The organism is Aliiroseovarius marinus, assembly GCF_004360145.1.
In the GTDB taxonomy this organism is placed as follows: Bacteria; Pseudomonadota; Alphaproteobacteria; order Rhodobacterales; family Rhodobacteraceae; genus Aliiroseovarius; species Aliiroseovarius marinus.
This window is the reverse complement of the sequence record NZ_SAIT01000011.1, coordinates 164,491-190,488: the sequence shown is the minus strand read 5'-3', so window position 1 is coordinate 190,488 and position 25,998 is coordinate 164,491. Positions and strand designations below refer to the sequence as shown.

Genomic DNA, 25,998 nt, shown 5'->3' with positions numbered 1-25,998 from the left:
GACAACATCCTTTTCGAGTCGTTTTTCCTCTCGACAGGCTAAGCAAACAAAAATACCATCGTCAATCATGAATGGGACAAATGTATCAAACACGATTCTCGAACGTCTGGCCGATGAGCTGTCCGCGCTGACGCCCGAGGCACGCAAGGCGGCCACTTACGTCTTGGAAAACCCCCGCGATGTGGGGGTGTCCACCGTGCGCGAAATCGCCGAGGCTGCGAATGTGAAACCCAACACCGTGGTGCGCATGGCGCGGCAGGTGGGCTTTGAAGGCTATGAAGATTTCCGCGCGCCCTTCCGCGATGCCATCCGTCGCGGCGCGGCGGACTTCCCCGACCGTGCGCGCTGGCTTCAGGACATTCGCAAGTCTGACGATCTGGGCGGGCTATATGCGGACATGGTGCAAGACGTTCTGCGCAATGTGGAAGAGACCTTCGCAGGCATCTCGACCGACGATCTGAAAGCCGCGGCCGAGGCAATCTGGTCCTCGCGCAACGTGTTCACCCTTGGCGTGGGCGTCAACAATTCGATCGCGCGCAACTTCACCTATCTGGCCTCGACCGGCATGAAGGAATTCCACGCCATCCCGCGTCCGGGCTCGACCCCCGTGGATGATCTGGCATGGGCCGATGAAAGCGACGTGTTGATCGCGATCACCTGCAAACCCTATCGGACCGAAGTGGTCAAAGCCGTCGAAATCGCGCGGGAACAAGGCATGGTCATCGTCGCCCTGTCCGACAGCCCCGCCAGCCCGATCCTGCGTCTGGCGGATCATGGCTTCGTCGTTTCGGTCGACACGCCCCAGTTCTTCCCGTCCTCGGTCAGCATCATTGCGCTGCTCGAGACGCTCTTGTCCTTCGTCATCGCCGTCGCCAGCGACGAGATCGTCGAGCGGGTCGAGAAATTCCACAACCGTCGCCACCAGTTGGGACTGTATCACGAGGAGAAGACATGACCGAACCCATCAGGTCTTTGGCCGCGCGCTATTACACCGACCCCGAGATTTACGCGCAGGAAATGTCTGGCCTGCTCGCTCGGACGTGGCAGTTCGCGGGCCATGCCAGCCAACTGCCCAATGTCGGCGACTATTTCACCTTCGAGATCGCGGGCCAAAGCCTGTTCTCGATCCGTGGCCGGGACGAGGTGATCCGCACCTTCTATAACGTCTGCCAACACCGCGCGCACGAGATGGTCACCGGCACCGGCAACACCCGCGTGGTGGTCTGCCCCTATCACGCCTGGACCTACGAGCTGACCGGCCATCTGCGGGCAGGGCCGAACATCAAATCCGTGCCGGGTTTTGACCGGTCCGAGATCTGCCTAACAGAAGTGCGGACCGAGGATTTCCACGGCTTTCTCTTCGTCAATCTGGATGACGACGCCGTGCCAATGGACAACTGGTTCCCCGGCGTGCGGGAAGAAATCGCCGCCTTCGTCCCAAACGTCGATGACCTCGCCCCGCTGGAATGGGTCGAAGTGCCGGAGAATTGCAACTGGAAGGTCTCGGTCGAGAATTATTCCGAGTGCTATCACTGCCCGATGAACCACGCGACCTTCGCCGAGGGTGTGATCAAGCCGGAAACCTATGACATCCAACCGGATGCGGGGGGCGGATACGTTCTACGCCATACGACCGAATGTCAGTCGATGGACAAGATGACCTATCCCGTAGACCTCTCGGTGCCCCACGCGGGGGATTATCAAAGCTGGTTCCTGTGGCCCATGTTCTCGTTCCAATGCTATCCGGGCAACGTCTTGAACACCTATCACTGGCGCGCGGATGGGCCTGAAAACTGCACGGTCTGGCGCGGCTGGTACACGCCCGAGGGTGCCGAAAGCGATGTGATCCGCGGGCTTGCCGTGCAAGATCGCGACACCACGGTTGAAGAGGACATCCGGCTGGTGGAAAGTGTGCAGCGCGGGTTGAAATCGCGCGGCTATCGCCCCGGCCCTCTGGTGCTGGATCCTGCCTGCGGTGTCAGCTCGGAACATTCGATTGCCGCGTTGCATCAGTGGATGCGCGAGGCGGTCGATGGCCCGGAATAGGAACGCGCGACGCGCCCAAACAGGACGAAACCCAAGATGAAGACCTATTGGCAAAACTACATTGACGGCGCATGGGTCGACGGCGGCGCGGGGCGGATCGACGTGATCAACCCCGGCACCGGCGAAAGGCTGGCCGAGCAGGCGCTGGCCGATGCGGGCGACGTGGACCGCGCCGTTATGGCTGCGCGCCGTGTGCATCTGTCGGGCGCCCTGTCCGATCTGCGCCCGGTCGAGCGCGGGCGCATGGTGCAGGCGATGGGCCGCTACCTTATGGATCATATCGACGAAATCGCCGAGGTTCTGACGCTGGAACAGGGCAAGCCGCTGTGGGAAGCCCGGATCGAGGTCGAAGGCGCGGCACGCTATTTCGAATACTATGGCAATCAGGCCGAAACCGTCGAAGGCCGCTCGATCCCGCTGGGCAAGGGCTATTTCGACTTCACGACCTACGAGCCCTTCGGCGTCTCAGCCCAGATCATCCCGTGGAATTATCCCGTGGAAATGACCGCGCGGTCGCTGTCGGCAGCCTTGGCCACCGGCAACGCCTGTGTGATCAAGACGCCGGAACTGACGCCCCTCAGCAACGCATGGTTCGCCTCCGCTGCCGAGGCTGTGGGTCTGCCCAAAGGCGCCGTGAATATCCTGTGCGGTTTGGGCCACGAAGCCGGTGCCGCCCTGTCGGCCCACCCCGAGGTGAACCAGATCGTCTTCACCGGCTCGGTGCCCACAGGCATTGCCATTGCCACCTCCGCCGCCAAGAATGTCGTGCCTTGCGTGCTCGAGCTTGGCGGGAAATCCGCCGCCATCGTCCACGATGACGCCGATCTGGACGCGTTCGAAAATGACGTCCGTTGGGGCATCTACTTCAACGCCGGTCAGGTGTGTTCCGCCATGAGCCGCGTGATTGTGCATGACAGCGTCCATGACGAGTTGGTCGAGCGTATGGTCGGTGTCGCCCAGTCGCTCTCCGTCAAACCCGGCATCGACCAGCCGGAATACGGGGCAACGATGGGCGCAATGGTGTCCGACGCGCAGCGGGATAGGGCCGCAGGCATGATCCAAGCCGCGGAAGCGGACGGGGCCACGGTCGCCACGGGTGGCCGCAAGATGAACATCCCCGGTGCGTTTCTGGAACCCACCATCCTGACGGGTGTCACGCCCGACATGGCCATCGCCAATGACGAGGTCTTCGGGCCCGTGCTCTCTGTCCTGAAATTCCGCGACGACGACGAGGCAATCCAGATTGCCAATGGCACGCCCTATGGGCTGGTCGGCGGCGTCTTCACAAGCGACCTCGACCGCGCCACGACGGCCGCCCGCCAGATCCGCGCAGGTCAGGTGTTCGTCAATGAATGGTATGCAGGCGGCGTCGAAACGCCCTTCGGTGGCTACGGCAAATCCGGCTATGGTCGTGAAAAAGGGCGCGAGGCGCTGTGGAACTATGTGCAGACAAAAAATGTCGCAATCAAATTGAAGGGCTAAGAGATGAGCACGTTTGACGAAGACCTGTTCCTGAAGGGACTAGAGCAGCGCAAGGGCACCTTGGGTGCGGAATATGTCGAGAAAAACCTTGCCGCCGCAGACGATTTCACCCGCCCGTTTCAGGAAGCCATGACCGCGTGGTGCTGGGGCTTTGGCTGGGGCGACGACGTGATCGACGCCAAGACCCGCTCGATGATGAACCTGTCGATGATCGGCGCGTTGGGCAAGATGCACGAATGGGAGCTGCACTGCCGCGGTGCCATCAACAACGGCGTCACCAAAGAGGAAATCCGCGCGATCATCCACGTGATCGGGATCTATTGCGGCGTACCACAGGCGCTGGAGTGCTTCCGTGCGGCGCGCAAGGTGCTGGAAGAAACTTCTTAACTGGCAACACGTCGGGCAGGGTCACTCACGCAAGGCTTGGCTTAATGACGATCTTGCCCAACACTTGGCCTTTCCCCGTCCGCTCCAAAGCCTCTGGGACGGAGGCGAGGGGAAGCACGGCGTCCACATGCGGGGCGATCCGCCCCTGCACCGCATACTCGGCCACGCGGCGCGTCAGCTCCTGCCCAGACGGCACCAGAAGCATCCCAATGGATTTACCGTGCGACAGGAGCTTCCCGCCGAAAACGATCGACAGAAGCGTGGGTACGTCGCCGCCCAGCGCCTTGTAAGCCCCGCCTTCGGCAAGCGCGCGAGAGATCTCGCGCGGGCCGCGGGTCGCAACCATATCAAGGATCCGATCCCACGTCTGGCCCGTCTCGGTGAAGTTCACCTTGGCATAGTCGATCACCTCGTCCGCACCCAAACTGGCAAGCCACGCGGTTTTGCCAGCGTTGTCCACGGCTGTCACATGCGCCCCAGCGGCCTTTGCCAGCTGCAATGTCATCGTGCCCGACCCGCCGCCCGCTCCGTTGATCAGCATCCGGTCCCCTTCCAACAGGCCCTCAGCGCCCGCTACGGCAATACCGCCCGCCTGCGGCAGGCAGGCCGCAATGTCATCCGAAAGGGCGTCAGGAACGGTTACAGTTTCGCCCGCAGGCACACAGGCATATTCTGCAAACCCGCCGCGCGTCATGACATAATCCCCCATGACCCGCTGCCCGATCTCGAACCCGCTGACGCCCTCGCCCAGCTTGTCGACGATGCCAACAATATCTGATCCCAGAACCGACACCTTAGGCTTGAACAACCCGCCAACAGTCCGCACCCATGCAGGCGAGCCGGTCAGGTACTCCCAATCCGACAAGTTCACCGCGCAGGCCAGAACCTTGACCCGGATCCCTCCCTTCGCGGGTTCGGGCGTGTCGATATCCGTCAGCCGCAGCTGCTCGGGACTGCCATAGCGGTCATAGATGACGGCTTTCATCCTGCGGCTCCTTCCATAATGCGCACAGCTCAACCGTCCCCGTAACGGGGTATCAACAGGCTAGCACGATTGGTGGCACCGAACAATGACGGGGACCCGAAGGGCGTTTATGACGCGATTGGATGATGGCGATCCCTGAAGGACTCGAACCCTCAACCTGCTGATTAGAAGTCAGCTGCTCTATCCAGTTGAGCTAAGGGACCGCTGGACGAAGCATTACCCCCGCCGGCGGTCCATTTTCAACCTGAAAACGTGGCTTAGCCGTTGATCTGCTTGGCGACGACCCAAGATACGGGGGCGGCGACAAGGAAACCGGCGATCGCGGCGTAGATGATCGGCTGGGCGGTATCCATGCCCACGGTCAAGGCGGCGACGATCAGGATGCCAGCCAGCGTGGCGCCTAGAAGGATGTAGATGACGGCGGCAAGACGTAACATGTTAATCTCCTTGCAGAATATTTGCAGGAGGACCTTCTGCCCGTCCAACCTAGGGCGCTTTGATCCGGATCAATCGCCCGCCATCGCACGCGCGACATAGTAACTCACCGGCAGGCCGATCACGAAGCCCACGGCGGCCGCGCCCAGAAGCGGCCACAGTCCCGAAACACCGTTCACCAGTGCAATCACCACCAGCACCGAAGCGATGGTCGAGCCGATGATGCCGTAAAACGTGGCGACGATTTTCCAAAGCGGTGCGCGCATGGCGGGTCTCCTTTCCGGGCGGCATAGCCGACGGGGCCCGCGCTGGCTATTTCTTCTTCACAAACTGCGTCAGAATGACAATGCGCTGCCCTTCCACGCGGCCCTCGATATGCGCGGGATTGTCGGCGACAAGGCTGATCCCCCGCACCGCCGTGCCGCGCTTCGCGGTGAAGCCTGCGCCCTTCACGGGCAGATCCTTGATCAACACCACGTTGTCCCCCGCGTTCAGCGTCACCCCATTGCTGTCCTTGTGCAGCGAGGCCGCAGCCACATTGTCGACCCACGCCTGCGTGTCCTCGTCCAGATAGACCTGATCCAGTAAATCCCGCGCCCACGCAGCATCGAGCCGCTTGAGCATCCGCACCGAGAGCACCTGAACCGCCGCATCCTCGGACCACATCGAGGACGCCAGCCCGCGCCAGTGGTTCTCGTCCGGCGTGCCGTCGATCTGAGCGGCACAGGTGGCGCAGATATCAGCCGAGGCGTCAGCGGGTCCGCCGGGAACGGGGAAAGAAGAAAGAGGCGCGTCTGCGGCGCAGAGGGGGCAAGGCATAGGGGCTCCGATGTTGGATGAGGGAGCTATAGGGGGGATTGGGAGGGGGAGTCACGCAGAAGTTTTCGTGAGGGGAGTATCGCCTCCAAGTTGACTTCAAACGAAGCTAGATCTTGAAACCCGAGACCCCATACTCGTACTTGTCCGCGCCAGCAGGCCGCATCCAGAACCACCTGAACCTCGTGACAATGTTTTCTTCATCGCAAGGGTTGGGCGTATCATTGTGCTTACAATACTCAAGAAAGAGTGAGTACTCGATCGCCAACACCTTGGGGAATAACAAAAGGTCTCCTACCTCCCATCCTGCGACCCAAACGTCGTAAAAGAATAACGGCATCTTACCAGGTTCACCTACCCAGTCTTGCGGGATCGCTGTGAATTCCTCGTCGTCATATAGCAAACCATGTGTATAGATTGGTGGGCCTAGTTTCGTGCGTATTTCGGTATAGCTGTCTTGAGTAAAATCTGACGACCACGCTTCCGGCTCGGGGTTGAAAAAGTAGAGCGAAAAATCAATCGCCAAGCTCACAATCAAAGCCGAGAACAGAGCTGCTCTCATAGATCAACACCTTCACGCACAATTATCATTCAACCTCAATCAGACAATCAAACCCATCGAGTGATTTATGAACCAGTTTTTTGAAAGCGGTCGTCATGGGCACAGTTCACCCGAATGCAAGCTGCTGTTCAATCAGGAATTGCATGTCAGATTCTAAACAAAGGACATCGCCTGACCCTGGGTGGGCGGAACGCCCTCCCGTGGGGAGGGTCGGGCGTTGTCTGCCAACCGGCAGACGATTGCACGCAATCGTCGAGAGGTCGGTCTATCGACCGGACGGAAGGGTGTTGGGGTGGACCGACGGGTTAGCGCTCCGGGTGGGGGGCTAAGGGGACGGAGTTGTGAGGGGGTGCGCACGCGATTTGCTTCGCAATTCGCTGCCGCGCACGGAATGAAAAAGGCCGCTTGCGCGGCCATTTTCATTCTCAATCGTCCATCTTCAGCGCGTTGATAAACGCTTCTTGTGGGATATCCACCTTACCGAACTGGCGCATCTTCTTCTTACCCGCTTTCTGCTTCTCCAGCAGTTTCTTCTTCCGGGTCGCGTCGCCGCCATAGCATTTCGCGGTCACGTCTTTGCGCATCGCCGACAGCGTCTCGCGGGCGATGACTTTGCCGCCGATGGCCGCTTGGATCGGGATTTTGAACATGTGGCGCGGGATCAGGTCTTTCAGCTTCTCGCACATGGCGCGGCCACGCTGTTGCGCGCGGTCGCGGTGCACCATGGTGGATAGCGCGTCCACCGGCTCGTCATTCACCAGAACGGACATTTTCACAAGGAAGTCCTCGCGATAGCCGATCATCTGGTAGTCGAAGCTGGCATAGCCTTTGGTGACCGATTTCAGGCGGTCATAGAAGTCGAACACAACCTCGTTCAGCGGCAGGTCATAGACGACCATCGCGCGGGACCCGGCATAGGTCAGGTCCATCTGGATACCGCGGCGGTCTTGGCACAGCTTCAGCACGTCGCCCAGATATTCGTCGGGCACAAGGATGGTTGCCTTGATGCGCGGCTCCTCCAAGTGATCAACGGTCGACAGGTCGGGCATGTCGGCGGGGTTGTGCAGTTCCATCATCGAGCCGTCTTTCAGGTAGACGTGATAGATGACCGAGGGGGCGGTGGTGATTAGCTCGATGTTGTACTCACGCTCGATCCGGTCGCGGATGACTTCGAGATGCAGAAGACCAAGGAAACCACAGCGGAAACCAAAGCCCAGCGCGGCCGAGGTCTCCATCTCATAGCTGAACGACGCGTCGTTTAGGGCGAGCTTTTCGATCGAGTCGCGCAGGTCTTCGAATTCGGCGCTATCGACCGGGAACAGGCCACAGAACACCACGGGTTGCGCGGGCTTAAAGCCGGGCAGCGCGTCTTCGGTGCCTTTCTTCTCGTGCGTGATCGTGTCACCCACGCGGGTGTCGCGCACCTGTTTGATCGAGGCGGTCAGGAAGCCGATTTCGCCGGGGCCAAGCACGTCGATGGGCTTCATCTCGGGCGTGAAGACGCCGACGCGGTCCACGGGATAGACCGCATTGGTCGACATCATCCGGATCCGCTCGCCCTTTTTCAGCTTGCCGTCGATCACGCGGATCAGAACGATCACGCCCAGATAGGCGTCGTACCAGCTGTCCACCAGCATCGCTTTCAGCGGCGCATCGGGGTCGCCTTGCGGGGCGGGCAATTCGTTAACGATGGCTTCCAGCGTCTCGCGGATGCCCTGCCCGGTTTTCGCGGACACCTGAATGGCACCCGAGGCATCGATGCCGATCACATCCTCGATCTGTTCAGCCACGCGGTCACAGTCGGAGGCAGGCAGGTCAATTTTGTTCAGAACCGGCACGATCTCGTGATCCGCGTCGATGGCCTGATAGACATTGGCCAGCGTCTGCGCTTCCACCCCTTGGGTCGAGTCCACCACCAGCAGCGAGCCCTCAACGGCTTTCATCGAGCGGCTGACTTCATACGCGAAGTCCACGTGGCCGGGGGTGTCGATCAGGTTGAGGATATATTCCTGCCCATCATCCGCCGTATAGGCGATCCGCACGGTGTTCGCCTTGATGGTAATCCCGCGCTCACGCTCGATATCCATACTGTCGAGCATCTGCTCTTTCATGTCCCGGTCGGCAACGGTGTTCGTCTCTTGGATGAGACGATCAGCCAACGTGGATTTACCGTGGTCAATATGCGCCACGATCGAGAAATTGCGGATGTGTTTCAGGTCGGTCATAGTTCAGCGTATTAAAGGGATTTTGGGGGCGGTCAAGCGTGATCGGCCTTGAGGGTAGTTGAAGGCAAATCAACAATTATTAATCCGGCAGGCATTCCAGCAGAGAGCCCCGCATCCTTTCCTGCGAAAAGGGTGGCGAATTTTAACTGTCGACCCGATAGCTTGTTCGACGCACGTCCGCACAATTAATGACATGCTGCCACAATAATGCCCGTTTCCGTCTTCAATGTTGACGCGCATCGATATTTCGAAAGGTCTTTAGATGAAATACCTTAAGCTCAGCTTCTTAATTGCTGCCCTATTGGCACCGACATCCCTATTTGCAGAAGACATCATCTTTCCATCCGAACCGCGACTGAAGGATCTTCCGAAAGCAAACCACAAAGGTGAACGGCTTGGGATGCTGGCACTCTTTGCCACCTCGGTAAGCAGAATGGCCTCAGGTGAGAAGATCGTCATGCACGGATTTATTACGGGTAGCCCAGATGGGACGTCCAGCTTCTTCTATTGGAATGACAAGCTGAACATGGAATGCCATGGGACCACGGAACGCATGGAAGACAAGTCTGGCAAAGGCGATTTGATCTGCACAGAAAATGGCAAAACATTCATCAGCGATACTCTTGTGATTCCTGCCAAGAAATACATGCGGCTCAAAGGTGTTTCGACCCACAAAAATGTAGACACCTCTGGCAGAACGGTTTGGACCGTCATCAAGTGGCAAGCCAGAAGCAAGTTCCCAGATCCTCAACCGCTAATTGACGCCTTTCAAAGCTAACCCCTGTTACCAAGTGCCACCCAACGGAGTGGAGCTTTGTGTGATGCACTCGCTAACAGGTCAGCACTGTCTGGTTGTCCGACCGGACGAAATGGTTTGAAATTTCAACCCTGCGTGACCGCACTCCCAGTCGCTTCACCCCATCGGCATCACATTCCGCTTCACCATGGTCCGCAACGTAAAGCTCGACCGCATCCGCGCGATGCCGTCGACGCGCATCAGTTTTTCCTCCATGAAGCGATCGAAGGCGGTCAGATCGGCGACGGCGACGCGTAGAAGGATGTCTCGGTTGCCGCTCATCAAGTGGCATTCCATCACCTCATCCATGCGCGATACGGCGCGTTCGAATTTGGTGACGGCCTCGCCCATTTGGCTTTCCAATTCGACCGAGATGAAGACCGTCACGGGCAGGCCGAGCTTGGCTTGATCGACGCGGGCGCCATAGCCGGTGATCACGCCGGCCTCTTCCAGCGCGGTGATGCGGCGGGCGCAGGGTGTGGGGGACAGGCCGACGGAATCAGCAAGCTCCCCCAGCTTCTGGCGGCCGTTCTCTTGTAGGGCGGCGATGATGCGGCGGTCGATTGCGTCCATTGGATTTCTCTCGTTTTCACGTCTTTTTCATTAGATAATCTCTAACATCTCACGAGTCGACGCCTTTTTTTGGTGATATTCCCCCAAGTCGCGTTGTTAGCCTGTTAATAACATGGAGGACATCATGAACATCACACAAGTGGCATCGCACACCCACGAAAGCGTTTACCGCGTCGAAGCAGCCGAGTTTGGGCTGGTCGGATTTATCGCCATCCACTCGACCGCGCTTGGCCCGGCGGCGGGCGGTTTGCGGATGAAGCCTTACGGGTCCGAGGACGAAGCGCTGACCGATGCGCTGCGTTTGTCCGAGGGCATGACCTATAAGAACGCGGCGGCGGGCCTGCCCTTGGGCGGCGGGAAATCTGTGATCATGGGTGATCCCGCAACGCTGAAGACACCCGAACTGCTGCGCGCCTTCGGGAAAGCCGTTGAGGCCTGTGAGGGCCGGTATTGGACCGCCGAAGACATGGGCATGACGCCGGCGGACATGGCCGACGTGGCCAAGGAATCGCGCTATGTGGCCGGGCTGGCGGACGGCAAATTCGCGTCAGGCGATCCGTCTCCGATCACCGCGCGTGGGATCTTCAACGCAATCCGTCAGGTGTCGGAACACGCGCTGGGCGATGCGTCACTGAAAGGCCGCGTGATCTCGGTGCAGGGCTTGGGGCATGTCGGGTGGAACCTGTGCCACCGCCTGAAAGCTGCGGGCGCCGAGTTGATTGTCACCGACATTGATCCCGACCGCGTCAAGGCTGCTGTCGCCTCGCTGGGGGCAACCCCCGTTGCGCTGGACGAGATCTATGCGGCCGAAGCCGACATTTTTGCCCCCTGCGCGATCGGCGGTATTTTGAATGCCGAGACCATTCCGATGCTGAAGGTGAAGGCCGTGGCAGGTGGTGCCAACAACCAGCTGGCCACCCCCCAAGACGCCGAGTTGATGCATGGTCGCGGGATCCTTTATGCCCCCGACTACGTTGCAAACGGCGGCGGCATCATCAATGCCGCGACCGAAATCCTCGGCATCGAAAACCAAACCGACTGGGTGGATGAGAAGCTGCGCGCCTTGGACAACACCATGGGCGACATCCTGACAAGCGCGAAAGATGCTGATGTCAGCCCAGCCGTGGTGGCGCAAGATGTGGTCACCCGCTCGATGACGCCGCGCGCCGCCTAACGCGAAAGGCGCCGTCCGGTTCCTTGACCGGTCGGCGTCAGAAACCCGCGCATTGAGGCGCGGGGTAAATTGCATCTGGCACGTTCTGCCGATATCCTGAGTGCAAATCGGGCAACAGACCCAAACAGGCACATATTTAGGTGATGGTATGAAACGAGCAGTTCTTGCAGTGACCTTGGCGACCGCGATGCTATCAGGCCCATCGGCCTATGGCGGAACCATCGAACGCGCATGCCTAAAGGCGGATCGTCCCAATGCCACGCGCTCTCTGTGTCGCTGCATCCAGCGCGTTGCTGATGCAACCCTCAGCGGCGGGGAACGCTCGAAAGTGGCGAAGTTCTTTAGCGATCCGCACAAAAGCCAATCCACGCGCCAGTCCGACCGCCGTTCGGACGAGCAGTTCTGGAAAAAATACAAGAAATTCGGCGAACTGGTGTCGCAAAACTGCAGCTAAGACAACCGCGCGATCAGTCCAAGTGACGCGGCCTGCACCAGATCCAACGTCTGGTCGAAATCACGTGTGTAATACGGGTCAGGCACGTGATCCATGCCAGTCTCGGGTGCGAAATCCGTGAAGATCTGGACCGGGGTCTGCGACCCCGCAGGACGCAGTCGTTCGATGTTCTCAAGATTGCTGTCATCCATTCCGATAATCAGGTCGAACGCGTCAAAGTCACGGGCGGTAAACTGGCGTGCGCGCAGGTCGGACAGATCGAACCCGCGCGTTTTGGCTGCGGATTGCATCGGCCCGTAAGGCGGGCTGCCCACATGCCAGTCCATGGTCCCGGCGCTGTCGGTTTCAACCTTCAACCCCGCCTCAGAGGCAAGCGCACGAAACACGCCCTCGGCACTTGGGGAACGGCAGATGTTGCCAAGGCAAACGAAAAGAACACGCGTAGTCATGGGGTGGTTGTAGCGGCGCGGCGGCGGGCTGTCACCTATGCGTCCTTGCGCCAAACCATTTTCATGTACAGACGCCCGCCCCGCAGCTCGTCACACATTTGGTCAATGCGCTTCTGCCGCGTCTCAGGACGTTTCGCTTGGGCAATCCAGCCAAGATAGTCGTTCCGCTGATAGGGCGGGCGCGCGTCATAGGCGGGCCGCAGCCCGTCGGCGCCCAGGCGGGTCGCAATATCATCTGGCATCGGTTGGATCGGGCGTTTCAAGCTCATGCCATCAGGATGCATACGCCCTTGCATCGGGTCAACGGGCGCTGTTTCGCTTAAGGTGCAGATCGCATCTTGCGGCCCCCTTTGCACTGGGTCAAAAGCAGCACATGTCGCGTGCAAAACCTTACTCTCTGAACTGTCCGATTTCCCTGTCGCTTGACCTCTTGGGCAACCGCTGGGCGCTGCATGTCCTGCGCGAGCTGCACGCCGGTCCGTCCGGCTTTGGCAAGCTGCGTGATGGGTTGCCGGGGATCGCGACGAACATGCTGTCCGCGCGTCTGGCCGAACTGGTCGAGGCCGGGCTGGTCTCGAAATCCGGGCGCGTCTATGCGCTGACCGAGCGCGGGGAAGCGACACGCGGGATCCTGTTTGAACTCGCCCGTTTCGGCCGCGACATTCCGGCGCCCGAAAATGCCGCCCCCACCAACGCGCCGTCGTCGCGGGTTGCCGTATTGGCGGGCGCAATTGAACGTGCGGCGGGGCCTCTGGACGAATTGCGGGCCGAGATTTGGCTGGATGACGCTCCGTTTTCATTGACCGTGTCACAAGGGCGGGCCGCGATGGTCGCAGGGCCGATGCCACTGGCACCGGTGCGGTTGGGATTTGCGTGGGCCGACCTTGAAGCGGTCGCGCAGGGCAACCAACGCGTTGCCAACTTCGCCGCCCAAGGTGAGATCGCCGCGCAGGATCCCTTGCAAGTGGCCGCGCTGCTTGATCTGTTGCAGAAAGCAATGGACATTTATGGCGGCTTCAAATGACACATATCCTGATCCTGACCGGCGCGGGCATTTCGGCTGAAAGCGGGTTGGGAACGTTTCGCGACGTGGACGGGCTTTGGACAAAGTATGATCTGGAAGACGTGGCCACGCCCGAGGGTTTCGCTCGCGATCCCGCGCTGGTGCATGCGTTCTATAACGCCCGGCGTGCCAATTGCCTCGATGCGACTCCTAATGCCGCCCATGACGCCTTGGGCCGCTTGCAAGCCCAGCATGTAGGCCAAGTAACGCTGGTTACGCAGAATGTCGACGACCTGCATGAACGCGGTGGCGCGACGGATGTGATCCATATGCATGGTGAATTGGCCGGGGCACTCTGCGCGCAATGCGATCACCGTTGGCCCGCCCCGCGCGAGATGTCACCGTCCGCCCCCTGCCCTAGCTGCAATGCCACGCGCACCCGCCCTGACATCGTGTGGTTCGGCGAGATGCCCTATCAGATGGACATGATCTATGCCGCATTGGGAGAGGCGGACCTGTTCGTCGCCATCGGCACCTCGGGCACCGTTTATCCTGCCGCCGGGTTCGTCGGAGAGGCGCGTGCCATGGGCATCCCGACGCTGGAACTGAATCTGGAACCATCGGACACAGCGGGCATTTTCGACGAGGCACGCTTTGGTCCGGCGACCCAAATTGTCCCAGCGTGGGTGGACGAGGTGCTGGGCTAACCTGCTTCGGTGGCTCGCTTCGCGAGCCTGACGGGGCTTTGCCCCTCGCCCCTGCGGGGCTTACCCCAAGGTATTTAGGGCAAGAGGAAATAGGAAAGGCCGCAGCGCATCGCTACGGCCATCCGGGGTTGACGAGACCCCTTTAGGGGCACGGGGCTGGGGACGCATTATCGCCCCGCGCCCTCAATTCTGAAGGGCTGCCCTTAGTTCGACTTGCCGTCGCCCATTGTCATGGTGCCGTGACCCTCACCCATTTTGCCGTCTTCAGGCTTGCCGTGCTGCATGCCGCCAGCCATCGGGTTGCGCTTCAGGTCGATCGGAATCTCGACAGTCATTTCGCCGGCTTTTTCAAAGACCAGCGTGACGGTCACGGTTTCACCATCTACGAAGGGTTCGTTCAGACCCATGAACATGACGTGGTCTCCACCACGTTTCAGGGCGTGCATGCCGCCTGCTGCGATCGGGAAGCCTTCTTCGACCTCCATCATCTTCATCACGCCGTCACCCATATCTTTGTGGGTGTGCAGCTCGACGCGCTTCGAGGCATCGGATTTTGCGGCGATCAGGCGGTCATCTTCGGTGCCGTGGTTCATGATCTGGAAGAAGGCGGCACCGGCCTTGGCGTTCATGCCCGAGGCACGCGCATAGGCGTCGTTGATCATGATGTCACCCGCGAAAGCAGGCATGGAAAGAAGGGCAGCTGCACTGGCAGCCAGAACGGTTTTCATATGGAACATAGTCTTGTCCTTAGGTCTTTGGGTTGGTCTTGATGGAAGGGATCAGACCAGCGCCGGGGGACCTCGGGCAGACGGGGACAGTTCATCCCGGCCCGGCATGGCGACAGCACGCGAAGGGACGATGCGCGCGATCACCCGTGTTTCGGGCATATCAAGGGATGGAAGCGAGAATGCGGCCGCGAAGATCGACGTGCCATCGGGACACAGGTGCACCGATTCGATGGGCTCACCATCGGGGCCAAGCGTGATGGTGGTCATGCCGGTGCCAGTACACAGCACCATCTCGAACGCACCATTCATATCGGGGTTTTCACCACGGGCATCCGCCAGCGCAAAGCTGGTGATGGTCAGCGCAAAGGCCAGAACATATGCAAATACCGCACGGATCATGCCACTTAGCTATGCCTCTTTTTCAGGGGCGACAAGTGACAAAATGTAACAGGTGCAGAACACGCGAAAACCGCCCGCAGCCAAGGGCCGGGGCGGTTCAAAATCTGGTCGATCCAGAAAAGCGCAGGGCTTAGGCGGCTGCCTGAGCTTTCGCGATTTCTTTCTTGATCTTCAGGGCGTTGGCCGACAGTTCGTCGTTCTTGGCTTTTGCCAGGAACGCATCCAGACCACCACGGTGGTCAACCGAACGCAGGGCGGCAGCCGAGATGCGCAGTTTGAACGCGCGGCCCAGTGCTTCCGACTGAAGCGTCACGTCGTTCAGGTTCGGCAGAAACCGGCGGCGGGTTCTGTTTTTGGCGTGGCTGACATTGTTGCCAGTCATCGGGCCTTTTCCGGTCAGTTCGCAAACTCGCGACATGGCTCTTATCCTTGCTCTCTCGGGCCAGATTGGTGAGAAGTTCAGCGCGCCCTCGCGCCGCTCACGTCCAGCCGGTCAATACAAACGGGCGCCGCAACGGCAGCGCCCCGAATTCCGTCCGCGGTGAATAGACGCCTTATCGGGGGACGTCAAGTGAGTCGCGGCGCAGTGGGGCAGGAATTTTCTGCCCCACCACAATTGTTTACTCTTCGGCCAGGAAACCGCCCGATTGGCGTTCCCACAGACCGGCATAGATGCCCTTGGCGGCCAGAAGTTCATCGTGACTGCCGTCTTCTATCACTCGGCCCTGATCCAGCACCACGATCCGGTCCATCTGGGCAATTGTCGACAGGCGGTGCGCGATGGCGATCACAGTCTTGCCCTCCATCATACCATAGAGGGTTTTCTGGATCGCGGCCTCGACCTCGCTATCCAAGGCCGATGTGGCCTCGTCCAGCACCAGAATGGGCGCGTTCTTCAGCATCACACGCGCGATGGCGATCCGTTGGCGCTGACCACCAGACAGTTTCACACCACGCTCGCCCACATGGGCGTCATAGCCGGTGCGCCCTTTCGGGTCTTCGAGCGTCTGGATAAACGCATGCGCCTCGGCGCGTTCGGCGGCGGCGATCATCTCGGCCTCACTGGCCGAGGGGCGACCGTAAAGCAGGTTCGCACGCACCGAACGGTGCAGAAGCGAGCTGTCTTGCGTGACCATGCCGATCTGCGCACGCAGGCTGTCTTGGGTAACGCCCGCCACGTCCTGACCGTCGATCAGGATGCGCCCACCTTCGGGATCGCGGAAGCGCAGAAGCAGGTTCACAAGGCTCGACTTACCCGCGCCCGAGCGCCCGACCAGCCCGACCTTTTCGCCCGGATGCACCGACAGGGTGACGTTGTCCAACCCGCCCGAGCCTTTGCCATAGTGATGGGTCAGCCCATCAAACTGGATCTCGCCCTTGGTCAAGGCCAGCGCGGGGGCGTTCGGCGCATCGGTTACTTCATGCTCGACCGCGATCGAACGCAGCCCTTCGCGGATCACGCCTGCATGTTCGAACAGCCGCACCGTGACCCACATGATCCAGCCGGACATGCCGTTCAGACGGATGGTCAGAGCGGATGCCGCGGCGACCTCGCCCACCGTTACGACACCACGCGTCCAGAACCAGATCGAGGTACCCAGAACGCCGGTGATCAGCAGCCCGTTCAGCACGTTCAGACCAAAGCTCAGTTCCGTCATCAGGCGCAGGAAGCGCTGGAACCGCAAGCGGTGGCGCTTGAGGGCGGACAGCACATAGCGTTCCTCGCTTTCGCCTTGGCTGAACAGCTTGACGCTTTCGATATTGGCATAGGCATCCACGATCCGCCCAGATAGAAGCGAGCGCGCGTCGGACCATTTTTCTGACGCCGATGCCACGCGCAGCGCGATCCAGCGTGTGTAGATCACGTACAGCACCAGCCAAATCAGCAGCGGTGCGGCCAGTCTTGGGTCGATCTGGCTGAGGATCAGGGCCGCCGCGATCACATAGGTCAGCGCGTACCAGATGCCCTCGAACGCCATATAGGTGCCATCCTCGACCGCGCCGCCCAGTTGCATCACGCGGTTGGACAGCCGTCCGGCAAAGTCGTTCTGGAAGAACCCCATGCTTTGCCCTAGCAGGTGTTTATGCGCGCGCCAGCGGACCTGATCGTGCAGGTTTCCGACGAGGGTTTGCTCAAGCAATAGGTGGTTCAGGCCGATGGTGGCTGGGCGTAGGAACAGAATGAACAGGGCCGCCAACAGCAGCTCGACCCCATGGGAGGCGAAGAAGCTGTCGGTGGTGCTGCCATCCATCAGGTCGATCACCCGGCCCGAATAGAAGATCAGGCTGGTTTCGATCAGGGCGACGATGACGCCCGACATGGCCATGAACGCCATCAGCCTGCCGAAGCCGTCATATTGCGACTTCAGATAGGGCCACAATTTGGCGGGCGGGGTGTCGTCCGAGGACGGACGGAACGGGTCGATCAGGTTTTCAAAGAAACGGAACATGGTGGCGCCTCATGCGCTGGAAGAAATAGAAATAGGGAAACGGGGCTGACGACAGCCCGACAGGACCGGCGTTCTACGCGTGGTATGGGGTCCTGACTGTTCGCATCCGGCAATTCCTTCTTGGTGTCCGTGCAGCGACGCTATCCGAAATGTTAGCGGTGATCAACCTTTGGTTTCAGGCAGGAATTCGGTGGCTCGTTTCACGAGCCTGAAGGGGCGTTGCCCCTCGCCCCTGCGGGGCTCACCCCAAGGTATTTGGGGCAATAGGAAGGGGGGAGCTGTTAAAGCTTCAGGTGCGCTAGCATATCCTCGGCCGCGCGGGTGGCGGAGAGGGTGCCTTGGGCGACCTGCGTGCCGAGGCTTTCGATCCGGGCGCGGGTGTCGGGGTTTTCCAGCACGGACAGCAGACCGATGCGCAGGTCCTCTTCGAACCAATGGCGCGCCTGAGCTGCGCGGCGTTTGTCCCAATGGCCGTGTTCGCGGCGCCAGTTGGTCAGTTCGGTCATGGTGTCCCATGCCTCTGGCAGGCCATCATGGGTGACGGCCGAGACCATCAGCGCCTTGGGGAAGCCTTCGGGATCGTAGACGCGTTTGCGCAGAAGACGCAGTGCACCGGCATAGTCGGCACAGGTGCGCATCGCGGTTTCTTTCAGGGGGCCGTCGGCCTTGTTCACCAAGATCAGGTCGGCAATCTCCATGATGCCGCGTTTCACGCCTTGCAGCTCGTCGCCACCGGCGGGGGCCAGCAGCAGCAGGAACAGGTCCGACATCTCGGCCACCATGGTTTCGGACTGGCCGACGCCAACAGTTTCGATCAGCACAATGTCAAAGCCCGCGGCTTCACACAGCGCCACGGCTTCGCGGGTCCGGCGCGCCACGCCGCCCATTTGCGCCTGCGAGGGCGAAGGGCGGATGAAGGCGTTCTTCTCGCGGCTGAGGCTTTCCATGCGGGTTTTATCGCCCAGAATGGAGCCACCCGACCGGGCCGAGCTTGGGTCGACGGCCAGCACAGCCACCTTCAGGCCCTTCTCGATCAAGAACATGCCGAAGGCTTCGATGAATGTGGATTTGCCAACGCCGGGGGTGCCGGACAGACCGATGCGCAGGGCTTGGCGGCCTTCTGGCGCGGTGGCCTCGAGCAGTTCGACCGCCTGCGCGCGGTGGTCAGCGCGGCCGCTTTCCACCAACGTGATGGCGCGTGCCAAGGCACGGCGTTCGCCTGCAATCACCCGTTTGGCCAGATCCTGAATGTCCATGTCGCCTCCCTTTTCCGGGTCTGTTCATGCCGTGCGGAAACGCCCCTGTCCAGAGCCTCGAAGGATGTTAGCGCCGATGTGGGATGTGATCTGGGCTAGACCCGAGGTGCAGAGCGTCGGATAAGGACGGAATGACGGTCAAATTGCCCATACACGATGCCATTCCACCGCTGCTTCAGGCACTGCGGGATCAGGGCCGCGCGGTGCTGATGGCGCCGCCCGGTGCGGGTAAGACGACTGTGGTGCCGCTTGAGATGCTGAAGGCGGGCGCGTTTGAGGGACGGCTGATCATGTTGGAACCTCGCCGCCTTGCCGCGCGGGGTGCCGCCGAGCGGATGGCGCAGACACTGGGCGAGCGGGCGGGCGAAACCGTGGGCTATCGCATTCGCGGCGAGGCGAAAGTGTCGAAATCCACCCGGATCGAGGTCGTGACCGAGGGCATCCTGACGCGGATGCTACAATCGGACCCCTCGCTTGAGGGCGTAGGCGCGGTGATATTTGACGAATTTCACGAGCGTTCGCTGAACGCAGACCTTGGGCTGGCGCTGACATGGGAAGCGATGGGCGCGCTGCGCGATGATCTGAAACTGGTCGTCATGTCGGCCACGTTGGATGCGGACCCGGTGGCACGACTGTTGGACGGCGCGCCGATTGTGCGGTCCGAAGGACGGGCCTTTCCGGTCGAGACGCGGCATCTGGGGCGGCCGCTGGCAAAGGGCGTGCGCCTGCCGGAGGCGACTGCCGATCTGGTGATGACGGCCTTGGCTAACACCGAAGGCGGCGTGCTGGTCTTCCTGCCAGGCGAGGGTGAAATTCGGCGCTGCGAGGGCGCGCTGAAAGGGCGCCTGCCCGCCGGCTGTCACCTGCACACGCTGTTCGGCGCGATGGATTTTGCAGCCCAACGCGCTGCCATTCAACCCGCGAAAGAGGGTCGCAAGATCGTGCTGGCGACCGCGATTGCCGAGACCTCGCTAACCATTCAGGACATCCGCGTGGTGGTGGATGCGGGACAGGCGCGGCGTGCTCGGTTCGATCCGGGTTCGGGGATGTCCAGGCTGGTGACCGAGCGCGTGTCAAAGGCCGAGGCTGAACAGCGGCGGGGCCGTGCGGGGCGTGTGGCGCCGGGCACCTGCTATCGGCTGTGGACCAAGGGCGAGGACGGCGGGATGCCGCCCTTCGCGCCTGCCGAGATCGAAACCGCCGACCTTGCCCCCTTGGCGTTGGAGCTGGCCGGTTGGGGCAGCCCGGATGGCGCAGGGCTGGCGTTTCTGACGCCGCCCAATGCGGGCGTGCTCTCGGAGGCGCAAGCGCTATTGCGCGGATTGGGCGCGCTGGATGATAGCGGGCGGATCACGGATCACGGAGCGCAGCTGTCTCGCCTACCGTTGCATCCGCGTCTTGGACATATGCTGCTGACGGCTGGACCCGACGCAGCCGATCTGGCCGCCCTTTGGAGCGACCGGGATCCCCTGCCCCGTGGGGCCGCGATGGATCTGGCTCTGCGGCTTGAGGCCATCCGCGATCCAAAAGGCTTTGCCGCCCGGCGTGGCATTCAAGCAAATCGGGGCGGCATCGAGCGCATCCGGACCGAGGCCAAGCGTCTGCGTCGGATGGCGGGCGATGCGCGCCCGGATTTCAGCCCCGCGCAGATGGCGGCGCTGGCCTATCCCGACCGCGTGGCGCTGCGCCGCCCCGGGGACATTCCGCGTTTCGTCATGTCGGGCGGCAAAGGGGCGGTGATGGATGAAAGCGACGCGCTGGCCGGATCGCGCTTGCTGGTCATCACCGACACAGACGGCAACCCGCGCGAGGCGCGGGTGCGGCAGGCGATCCAGATCAGCGAAGGCGAGCTGCGCGAGCTGTTCGCGGATCAGATCGCTTGGATCGACAGCTGTGCGTGGTCCAAGCGCGATGGGCGTGTGATTGCGCGGCGGCAGGAATGTCTGGGCGCAGTCGTGCTGGATGACCGCATCTGGAAAGACGCCCCGCGGGATGACGTGGCCCGCGCAATGCTGGACGGGGTGCGCGATTTGGGGCTGCGGCCCTCGGACGCCGCCAAACGCTTCATCGCACGGGTCGAACTGCTGCGCGCAGGCGGAGACAGCTTACCCGATATGACCGAGCCCGCTTTGATGGCCGCGCTGGACGACTGGCTCCTACCGCATCTGGGCGGCGTCAAAACCACTGCCGACTGGAAGAAGTTCGAGATCCTCGACGCCTTGCGCGCGATGCTCGATTGGCACCAGATGTCACGACTGGATGCCGAGGCCCCTGCCCATTTCATCACGCCCTTGGGGCACAAGACGCCCATCGACTATTCCGGCGACACGCCCGAAATCAGCCTGCGCCTGCAGGAAATGTTCGGTGTCACCCGCCACCCCACCGTGGGCAGGACGCCCCTGCGTGTCACGCTTCTGTCGCCTGCCCGCCGTCCGGTGCAGACCACGACGGACATTCCGAATTTCTGGGCCACCAGCTATGCCGATGTGCGCAAGGACATGCGCGGGCGCTACCCAAAACACCCCTGGCCCGAGGATCCGACAGTCGCGGACCCGACCCTCCGCGCCAAACCGCGGGGTACATAGCCACGTAAACCAGCCTTAAACATATGATCACGGCCCGTTTACTTGCAATTTAGTCGCAAACAGCTATTTAACAGCCGCAACAACTTAAAGAACGAGCAAAAACACCACAGGCACCCTATGTCGTCGCTTTTGAAACAAGCTTGGGACGAAGTCCTATCGCCAATGCTGAAACGCCCCAGCCGCTCTCAGGTTGCGGCGCTGTGCTATCGTGGGCAAGGCGATGATAAAGAAGTGCTGCTGGTGACCTCGCGCGGGACGGGTCGCTGGATCCTGCCCAAGGGCTGGCCGATGGATGGCAAGCACGATGCCGAAGCCGCCGCGCAGGAAGCGTGGGAAGAGGCCGGCGTCAAGAAGGGCCAATTGGATCGCGCACCGATCGGCGAATACAGCTATGCCAAGGAACTGGACGATGGTGGTCTGGCGCATTGTTCTGCCCGCGTGTTCCCTCTGAAGGTCAAAACGCTGGAAAACGACTTCCCCGAAGCGGACGAGCGCACGCGTGCGTGGGTGTCGCCGGTAGAGGCCGCCGAGATGGTGCAGGAAAAAGGTTTGCGCAAACTGTTGCGTGATTTCTGATTTCCCAGCGCCACATGGCATTTCCATCACAGAATCTGTTGCAATCGCAGCCCTGACAAGCTAGCGCGGGCGCTGAATTGTAACGGCTACGTAACAGCCGTGTAACAAGCAGCTTGCGAGGATGGGACATGAGCGGCGAGAACAGCGGCAACCAGTGGAAGACACTGGACAAGGACCTGAACAAGATCAGCCAAGTCGAATACGCAACCCAACTGGTGGCGCGTCCGCTGGTGGGCATGGGCGTGGCGTTGGCCTTTATCGTGGTCGCAGCCTTGGGTGCGGCGGTGTTCTTCGGCCAAACCCCGACCTCTTTGGTTGTCGTCATCGCCGCCGCGTTTGGCGCCTATATGGCCCTGAACATCGGCGCGAATGACGTTGCCAACAACATGGGCCCTGCGGTGGGCGCAAACGCGCTGACCATGGGCGGCGCGATCGTGATTGCCGCCCTGTTCGAAAGCGCCGGTGCGCTTTTGGCGGGGGGCGACGTGGTCTCGACCATCTCGAAGGGGATTATCGACCCGTCGGGCTTTGACCACTCGCGCACCTTTGTCTGGGCGATGATGGCGGCGCTGATCTCGTCCGCGCTGTGGGTGAACCTTGCCACGTGGGTTGGCGCTCCGGTCTCGACCACACACTCGGTCGTGGGCGGCGTCATGGGCGCGGGCATCGCGGCGGCTGGTTTTGCTGCGGTCAGCTGGCCCACCATGGGTAAGATTGCCGCCAGCTGGGTGATCTCGCCGGTTCTGGGTGGCGTGATTGCGGCCTGTTTCCTTGCCCTGATCAAACACAAGATCGTCTATCAGGAAGACAAGATTGCTGCTGCAAAACGCTGGGTGCCGATCCTGATCGGGATCATGGCTGCAGCTTTCGGTGCCTATCTGTCGATCAAAGGCTTGAAGAAGATCATCAAGATTGACCTTGGCACTGCCCTGCTGATCGGTGCCGCCGTGGGTGGCGCGGCATATGTCATCACCGCCCCGCTGATCGCCCGTCAGGCCGAAGGGCTTGAGAACCGCACCAAATCGCTGAAGACGTTGTTTGCCCTGCCGCTGATTTTCTCGGCCGCGCTTCTGTCCTTCGCACACGGCGCCAACGACGTGGCGAACGCGGTTGGCCCGCTGGCCGCCATCGTACACGTGGAAAGCGTGGGCGACTTCGCCGCGAAAGTCTCGATCCCCACATGGGTCATGGTGATCGGCGCGTTCGGCATCAGCTTTGGCTTGATGCTGTTCGGCCCGAAGCTGATCCGCATGGTCGGCAGCCAGATCACCAAGCTGAACCCGATGCGCGCCTATTGCGTAGCACTGTCCGCCGCGATCACTGTGATCGTCGCCAGCTGGCTGGGCCTGCCCGTAAGCTCAACCCACATCGCTGTGGGGGGCGTCTTCGGCGTGGGCTTCTATCGCGAGTTCCACATGGAGCGCCGCCTGCGCAAATCGCGCGAAGCACGCCCTGCAGCAAAACGCATCGCCCCCGAGGAACGCCGCCGCCGCAAACTGGTGCGCCGTTCGCATTTCATGACCATCGTTGCTGCGTGGGTGATCACCGTGCCTGCCGCTGCGATGATGTCGGCTGTGATTTTCTTCCTGCTGAACTCCATCGTGGCGTGATCCACAGGACAGTCGAACCAAAAAGGGCGCCCAGTGAGGCGCCCTTTTCTATTGGATGATCGTCAGGCTTACTTGCCCAAACACCAGCGCATGACGGCCTTCTGGGCATGCAGGCGGTTTTCGGCCTCGTCAAAGATCACCGATTGCGGGCCGTCCATGACCGAGTTCGTCACTTCCTCTTCCCGGTGTGCGGGCAGGCAGTGCATGAACAGCGCGTCGGGTTTGGCGTGCGCCATCAGCTCGTCATTGATCTGATAGGGACGCAGCAGGTTGTGGCGACGCTCGCGGGCCGAGGGCGCATCATGCATCGACACCCAGGTATCGGCGACCAAAAGATCCGCACCTTCCACGGCCTTCACCGGATCGCGCACGATCTCGACATTCACGCCTTTGGCGCGGGCTTCCTCGACAAAGGCCATTTCCGGGTCCAGAGGTTCCGGACCGGTGAATGTCAGGTCAAAGCCGAACTGGCCTGCGGCGTGCAGGAACGAGGCGCAGACATTGTTGCCGTCACCCGCCCAGACCACTTTCTTGCCCTCGATCGAGCCGCGATGTTCCTCATACGTCAGGATGTCGGCCATGATCTGGCAGGGGTGCGAGCGGTTGGTCAGCCCGTTGATCACCGGCACGTCGGCATATTCTGCCATCTCGAGCAGGGTCGCTTCTTCGAAGGTCCGGATCATGATCATGTCAACATAGCGGGACAGCACCTTGGCGGTGTCGGCAACAGTTTCACCATGACCCAGCTGCATTTCAGAGCCGGACAGAACCATGGTTTCACCGCCCATTTGGCGTACACCCACGTCAAAGCTGACGCGCGTCCGGGTCGAGGGCTTTTCGAAAATCAGCGCGACCATGTGGCCGTCCAGCGGCTTTTCGTCGTCCAGGGCGCCTTTGGGGCGGCCCGCACGCGCGGCTTTGATCCGGTGCGCTTCCGAGATGATGTTTTTCAGCTCGCCCGTTTCCGTGGCGTTGATGTCGAGGAAATGTTTCATGTGCTCTGGCCCTCCACGGCCTTGGCAGCGGTTTCAAGGCGGGTGATCGCCTCGGCAATATCTTCGTCTTCGATGGTCAGCGCGGGCAGGATACGCAGCACGTTGTCGCCTGCAGGCACGCAGAGCAGCTGCGCGTCATAGCATTTCGCCAAAACATCCATATTGGTCGCTTTGCATTTCAGGCCCAGCATCAGACCCGACCCACGCACGCCTTCAAAGACGTCCGGGTGCGCGGCGACAAGGCCCTCCAGCTTCTGACGGAACAGACCGGCCTTGCGGCTGACCTCGGCCAGAAATTCGGGATCGGCGACGATCTCGGTCACTTTCGAACCGACGGCACAAGCCAGCGGGTTGCCGCCATAGGTGGACCCATGGGTGCCCGCGACCATGCCGCTGGCGGCCTCTTCAGTTGCCAGAACAGCACCCAGCGGGAAGCCCCCGCCGATGCCTTTGGCGACCATCATGATATCCGGCGTGACGCCCGAGAACTCGTGCGCGAAGAGCTTGCCGGTCCGGCCCATGCCGCATTGCACTTCGTCAAAGATCAGAAGCGCACCTGCGTTGTCACAGGCAGCGCGGATGGCTTTCAGCTCGTCATCGGGGACGGGGCGGATGCCACCCTCGCCCTGTACGGGTTCGATGATCACGGCGGCGACGTCGCCTTCGGCCAACTCGTTGGTCAGACCGTCGAGGTCGCCAAAGGGCAGGTGGGTGAAACCGGGCAGCAGCGGGCCGAAGCCAGCAGTCAGCTTTTCGCCACCCGCGGCGGCGATGCCTGCGGACGACCGTCCGTGGAACGAGCCCTCAAAGCCGATGATCCGCGCGCGGTCTTCGCCTTTGTCCGACCAGTACTTCCGCGCCATCTTCACCGCCAGCTCGCAGGCTTCGGTGCCCGAGTTCGTAAAGAACACCGTGTCAGCAAAGGTCAAGTCGACCAGCTGATCGGCCAGCGTCTGTTGCTGCGGGATCTTATAGAGGTTCGACACATGCCACAGCTTCGCGCCCTGCTCGGTCAGAGCCTCGACCAGTGCAGGATGGGCATGGCCCAGCGCGTTCACCGCGATGCCCGCGCCCAGATCCAGGTATCGCTCGCCCCCATCCGTGACAAGCCAGCTGCCCTGACCACGCTCAAACGCAAGGTCAACACGGTTATAGGTCGGCAAAAGCGACGGGATCATGGTGGTATCCTCTTCAAAAAGAAGCCTTTGGGTGCCGGATGGCGGGCCTCAAGTCAACAATTTCCAGATGGTTTTGGATGGGTTTGCGCAAACGTTGCGCAGGAACAAACGAACGGGACGTCAGGCG

28 protein-coding genes and 1 tRNA gene are annotated in these 25,998 nt (G+C 61.1%); 12 read left to right on the top strand and 17 right to left on the bottom strand.

All coding sequences use genetic code 11. The features are described from left to right. Positions 1-67 precede the first annotated feature (67 nt). From EOL43_RS12940 to EOL43_RS12925, 4 genes are read left to right on the top strand one after another with little or no spacing between them, the layout of a single operon-like run. Positions 68-955, top strand: a complete 888-nt coding sequence (locus tag EOL43_RS12940; protein ID WP_133489260.1) for a MurR/RpiR family transcriptional regulator — start codon at positions 68-70, stop codon at positions 953-955. After that, positions 952-2,046 (top strand): aromatic ring-hydroxylating oxygenase subunit alpha, encoded by a 1,095-nt coding sequence (locus EOL43_RS12935; RefSeq protein WP_133489258.1) that lies wholly within the window; start codon positions 952-954, stop codon positions 2,044-2,046. The genes EOL43_RS12940 and EOL43_RS12935 overlap by 4 nt, the downstream gene beginning before the upstream one ends. Before the next feature lie 36 nt (positions 2,047-2,082). Next, positions 2,083-3,528 (top strand): aldehyde dehydrogenase family protein, encoded by a 1,446-nt coding sequence (locus EOL43_RS12930; RefSeq protein ID WP_133489256.1) that lies wholly within the window; start codon positions 2,083-2,085, stop codon positions 3,526-3,528. Positions 3,529-3,531: 3 nt separating this feature from the next. Further along, the gene (locus EOL43_RS12925; protein ID WP_133489254.1) at positions 3,532-3,915 is read left to right on the top strand and encodes a carboxymuconolactone decarboxylase family protein; all 384 of its coding nucleotides are present in this window, start codon (positions 3,532-3,534) and stop codon (positions 3,913-3,915) included. 25 nt (positions 3,916-3,940) lie between these two features. Here EOL43_RS12925 and EOL43_RS12920 read toward each other — a convergent pair whose 3' ends face one another. The 7 genes from EOL43_RS12920 to lepA form a co-directional block, all read right to left on the bottom strand. Continuing rightward, on the bottom strand, positions 3,941-4,900 hold the full coding sequence (locus EOL43_RS12920) for an NAD(P)-dependent alcohol dehydrogenase (RefSeq protein WP_133489252.1): 960 nt from the start codon (positions 4,898-4,900) through the stop codon (positions 3,941-3,943). Positions 4,901-5,026: 126 nt separating this feature from the next. Next, a tRNA-Arg gene (locus EOL43_RS12915) sits at positions 5,027-5,103 on the bottom strand. 54 nt (positions 5,104-5,157) lie between these two features. After that, positions 5,158-5,337, bottom strand: coding sequence for a CTP synthetase (locus tag EOL43_RS12910; protein ID WP_133489250.1), 180 nt, complete (start codon positions 5,335-5,337; stop codon positions 5,158-5,160). Positions 5,338-5,406: 69 nt separating this feature from the next. Beyond that, positions 5,407-5,601: a CTP synthetase gene (locus tag EOL43_RS12905; protein WP_133489248.1), complete on the bottom strand. Its 195-nt coding sequence runs from the start codon at positions 5,599-5,601 to the stop codon at positions 5,407-5,409. A gap of 46 nt (positions 5,602-5,647) precedes the next feature. Beyond that, positions 5,648-6,154, bottom strand: a complete 507-nt coding sequence (locus tag EOL43_RS12900) for a PhnA domain-containing protein (protein ID WP_133489246.1) — start codon at positions 6,152-6,154, stop codon at positions 5,648-5,650. 106 nt (positions 6,155-6,260) lie between these two features. After that, positions 6,261-6,713: a hypothetical protein gene (locus EOL43_RS12895; protein ID WP_133489244.1), complete on the bottom strand. Its 453-nt coding sequence runs from the start codon at positions 6,711-6,713 to the stop codon at positions 6,261-6,263. A gap of 425 nt (positions 6,714-7,138) precedes the next feature. Beyond that, positions 7,139-8,938, bottom strand: coding sequence for a translation elongation factor 4 (gene lepA / locus EOL43_RS12890; protein WP_133489242.1), 1,800 nt, complete (start codon positions 8,936-8,938; stop codon positions 7,139-7,141). A gap of 262 nt (positions 8,939-9,200) precedes the next feature. On the opposite strand from lepA, the gene EOL43_RS12885 reads away from it, so the two are divergent. After that, entirely contained in the window at positions 9,201-9,716 is a 516-nt protein-coding gene (locus tag EOL43_RS12885; RefSeq protein WP_133489240.1) for a hypothetical protein, read from the top strand. Positions 9,717-9,851: 135 nt separating this feature from the next. Here the strand turns inward: EOL43_RS12885 and EOL43_RS12880 are convergent, their stop codons facing one another. Next, complete coding sequence (locus EOL43_RS12880) at positions 9,852-10,307, bottom strand: Lrp/AsnC family transcriptional regulator (RefSeq protein ID WP_133489239.1); 456 nt, start codon at positions 10,305-10,307, stop codon at positions 9,852-9,854. 124 nt (positions 10,308-10,431) lie between these two features. On the opposite strand from EOL43_RS12880, the gene EOL43_RS12875 reads away from it, so the two are divergent. Both EOL43_RS12875 and EOL43_RS12870 read left to right on the top strand, forming a co-directional pair. Then, entirely contained in the window at positions 10,432-11,481 is a 1,050-nt protein-coding gene (locus EOL43_RS12875; RefSeq protein ID WP_133489237.1) for a Glu/Leu/Phe/Val family dehydrogenase, read from the top strand. Between the two features lie 148 nt (positions 11,482-11,629). Beyond that, on the top strand, positions 11,630-11,935 hold the full coding sequence (locus EOL43_RS12870; RefSeq protein ID WP_133489235.1) for a hypothetical protein: 306 nt from the start codon (positions 11,630-11,632) through the stop codon (positions 11,933-11,935). Here EOL43_RS12870 and EOL43_RS12865 read toward each other — a convergent pair. Continuing rightward, entirely contained in the window at positions 11,932-12,384 is a 453-nt protein-coding gene (locus EOL43_RS12865) for a low molecular weight protein-tyrosine-phosphatase (protein WP_133489233.1), read from the bottom strand. The genes EOL43_RS12870 and EOL43_RS12865 overlap by 4 nt on opposite strands. A 35-nt stretch (positions 12,385-12,419) precedes the next feature. After that, the gene (locus tag EOL43_RS12860) at positions 12,420-12,653 is read right to left on the bottom strand and encodes a YdeI/OmpD-associated family protein (RefSeq protein ID WP_133489231.1); all 234 of its coding nucleotides are present in this window, start codon (positions 12,651-12,653) and stop codon (positions 12,420-12,422) included. 104 nt (positions 12,654-12,757) lie between these two features. On the opposite strand from EOL43_RS12860, the gene EOL43_RS12855 reads away from it, so the two are divergent. Beyond that, positions 12,758-13,408: a winged helix-turn-helix transcriptional regulator gene (locus EOL43_RS12855; RefSeq protein WP_133489229.1), complete on the top strand. Its 651-nt coding sequence runs from the start codon at positions 12,758-12,760 to the stop codon at positions 13,406-13,408. After that, positions 13,405-14,094, top strand: a complete 690-nt coding sequence (locus EOL43_RS12850; RefSeq protein ID WP_133489228.1) for an NAD-dependent deacylase — start codon at positions 13,405-13,407, stop codon at positions 14,092-14,094. The genes EOL43_RS12855 and EOL43_RS12850 overlap by 4 nt, the downstream gene beginning before the upstream one ends. A 203-nt stretch (positions 14,095-14,297) precedes the next feature. On the opposite strand, the gene EOL43_RS12845 is transcribed toward EOL43_RS12850, so the two are convergent. From EOL43_RS12845 to meaB, 5 genes are all read right to left on the bottom strand, one after another. After that, complete coding sequence (locus EOL43_RS12845) at positions 14,298-14,831, bottom strand: copper chaperone PCu(A)C (protein ID WP_420867519.1); 534 nt, start codon at positions 14,829-14,831, stop codon at positions 14,298-14,300. A gap of 42 nt (positions 14,832-14,873) precedes the next feature. Then, positions 14,874-15,221, bottom strand: a complete 348-nt coding sequence (locus EOL43_RS12840; RefSeq protein ID WP_133489226.1) for a hypothetical protein — start codon at positions 15,219-15,221, stop codon at positions 14,874-14,876. A 130-nt stretch (positions 15,222-15,351) separates the two neighbouring features. Then, entirely contained in the window at positions 15,352-15,639 is a 288-nt protein-coding gene (gene rpmB / locus EOL43_RS12835; protein ID WP_133489224.1) for a 50S ribosomal protein L28, read from the bottom strand. Positions 15,640-15,841: 202 nt separating this feature from the next. Beyond that, positions 15,842-17,671 carry an ABC transporter ATP-binding protein gene (locus EOL43_RS12830; RefSeq protein ID WP_133489222.1) on the bottom strand — a complete coding sequence of 610 codons (1,830 nt, stop codon included), beginning with the start codon at positions 17,669-17,671 and terminating at the stop codon, positions 15,842-15,844. A 281-nt stretch (positions 17,672-17,952) separates the two neighbouring features. After that, a complete protein-coding gene (meaB, locus tag EOL43_RS12825) occupies positions 17,953-18,927 on the bottom strand; it encodes a methylmalonyl Co-A mutase-associated GTPase MeaB (RefSeq protein ID WP_133489220.1) in 975 nt (324 codons plus the stop codon). A 131-nt stretch (positions 18,928-19,058) separates the two neighbouring features. Here meaB and hrpB point away from each other — a divergent pair, with 131 nt between their 5' ends. From hrpB to EOL43_RS12810, 3 genes are all read left to right on the top strand, one after another. Continuing rightward, a complete protein-coding gene (gene hrpB / locus EOL43_RS12820; RefSeq protein WP_133489218.1) occupies positions 19,059-21,512 on the top strand; it encodes an ATP-dependent helicase HrpB in 2,454 nt (817 codons plus the stop codon). Positions 21,513-21,629: 117 nt separating this feature from the next. Then, positions 21,630-22,088: an NUDIX hydrolase gene (locus tag EOL43_RS12815; RefSeq protein ID WP_133489215.1), complete on the top strand. Its 459-nt coding sequence runs from the start codon at positions 21,630-21,632 to the stop codon at positions 22,086-22,088. Positions 22,089-22,216: 128 nt separating this feature from the next. Beyond that, complete coding sequence (locus tag EOL43_RS12810) at positions 22,217-23,698, top strand: inorganic phosphate transporter (RefSeq protein ID WP_133489213.1); 1,482 nt, start codon at positions 22,217-22,219, stop codon at positions 23,696-23,698. Positions 23,699-23,766: 68 nt separating this feature from the next. Here EOL43_RS12810 and argF read toward each other — a convergent pair whose 3' ends face one another. After that, entirely contained in the window at positions 23,767-24,693 is a 927-nt protein-coding gene (argF, locus tag EOL43_RS12805) for an ornithine carbamoyltransferase (RefSeq protein ID WP_133489211.1), read from the bottom strand. Then, positions 24,690-25,871 carry an aspartate aminotransferase family protein gene (locus tag EOL43_RS12800; protein ID WP_133489209.1) on the bottom strand — a complete coding sequence of 394 codons (1,182 nt, stop codon included), beginning with the start codon at positions 25,869-25,871 and terminating at the stop codon, positions 24,690-24,692. Before EOL43_RS12800 ends, argF begins: the two co-directional genes overlap by 4 nt. Positions 25,872-25,998 lie beyond the last annotated feature (127 nt).